We start from the raw sequence: 1447 nt of genomic DNA on the forward strand, positions 1-1447 counted from the left end.
TGTAATCGGATGGACTCGCCCTCGCCGAGGCGTCTAGGCGCCACGGTGGCATTCTAAACATGTCAACGACAGCGAGGGCGAGCCCATGAAACAGCGTACAACGAAGCATTCAGTCCAGCCACTGTCCGAGGTGCCTGGGTGTAAGACCGTGGCGGTGGATCTGGCCAAACGGGTATTCCAAGTGGCTGGCGAGGATGCCCTGGGCCAAGTGGTGTACGAACAGCGGATTCAATCACGTGATGCCTTCCAGGCGTTTCTCCAGCAGTTGCCCGAGGGGGTGACGGTGCTGATGGAAACCGGTCCGGGCGCCCAGGCCTGGGCGCGCCAGGTGCAACAGCGGGGTAACGCGGTGCGTATCCTGCCGGCCCAGCATGTGGGCAAACACCGTAGCGGGCCGAAGAACGATCGTAACGATGCGCTGGCGATCTTGCGAGCCGGGCATGACCGCCGTATTGCGTCGGTGCCGGTCAAGAACGTGGCGGCGCTGGCGATGCAGGCGCTGCATCGGGCCCGGCAAGGCTACATCCGGCGGCGCACGGCGCTGAGCAACCAGATGCGCGGACTGCTTCTGGAGCAAGGTATCGCGCTGGCGAAGGGCGATGTGGCCATCAACCGGAGAATCCCCGAGATACTGGAAGACGCCAGTCAGCCGATCCCGGATCCGTTGCGTGAGCTGATCGATGAGCTACTGGCGGAATGGCGCCAGCTGGGCGAACGGGTTGCGATCCTGACCGGACGCCTGGAAGCGCAGGCGCGCGCTGACCAGACGGCGCAGCGGCTGATGAGCGTGCGCGGGGTCGGCCCGATCATCGCGACGGCGCTGCTGGCCAAGCAAACCCAGCCGGAACGCTTCGCCAACGCGCGCCAGTTCGCCGCCTACTTCGGTCTGGTGCCCGAGCAGCACAGCAGCGGCGAAAAGGTCCGGCTGGGCAGGATGGGCAAACAGGGGGATGGCTACATCCGCAGCCTGGCGATCCAGGGGGCGCAGGCGGTCTTGCAGCAGCTCAGGCCCGACTCCGAGCAACCGGACGACCGGCGGCTGTTGCGCTGGCAGCAGCGACTGGGGCGCAAAGGCGCCGCGGTGCGGCTGGCCAACCGCAACCTGCGCATCCTCTGGGTGTTGCTGCAGAACGAGCAAACCTATCACCGTGAGCCCAATCGCCGTCAGGAGGCGACCATGAACAACTGATTCACCGAGTACTGCCACCGGGGTGCTGAAGCGCTCCAACCCGTGCTGAGTAACATGGACTCCAGGTCAGACCGTCGCGGATCGATGCCTAAGCTCCTACCGGCTCTTGAAGCCTCTCTGTAATCGGCATACCGCGAGCTTATCCGATGTTGGCCAGAAGCCCATTGAGGCTTCCTCGAACAGGCCTGATACATAGATGCCACCGGGTAGCCATGTTCAAGGCAGGGTTGACAGCAACGGGCGAGTCCATACATAGGA

At 64.1% G+C, this 1447-nt stretch carries 1 protein-coding gene; it reads left to right on the forward strand.

Going from position 1 to position 1447, the window contains the following annotated elements; translation table 11 throughout:
* Nucleotides 1–85: 85 nt before the first annotated feature.
* On the forward strand, nucleotides 86–1189 hold the full coding sequence (locus CRO06_RS19740; protein WP_425319678.1) for an IS110 family RNA-guided transposase: 1104 nt from the start codon (nucleotides 86–88) through the stop codon (nucleotides 1187–1189).
* Nucleotides 1190–1447 lie beyond the last annotated feature (258 nt).

Source organism: Alloalcanivorax xenomutans (genome assembly GCF_900217905.1).
Classification (GTDB): Bacteria; Pseudomonadota; Gammaproteobacteria; order Pseudomonadales; family Alcanivoracaceae; genus Alloalcanivorax; species Alloalcanivorax xenomutans.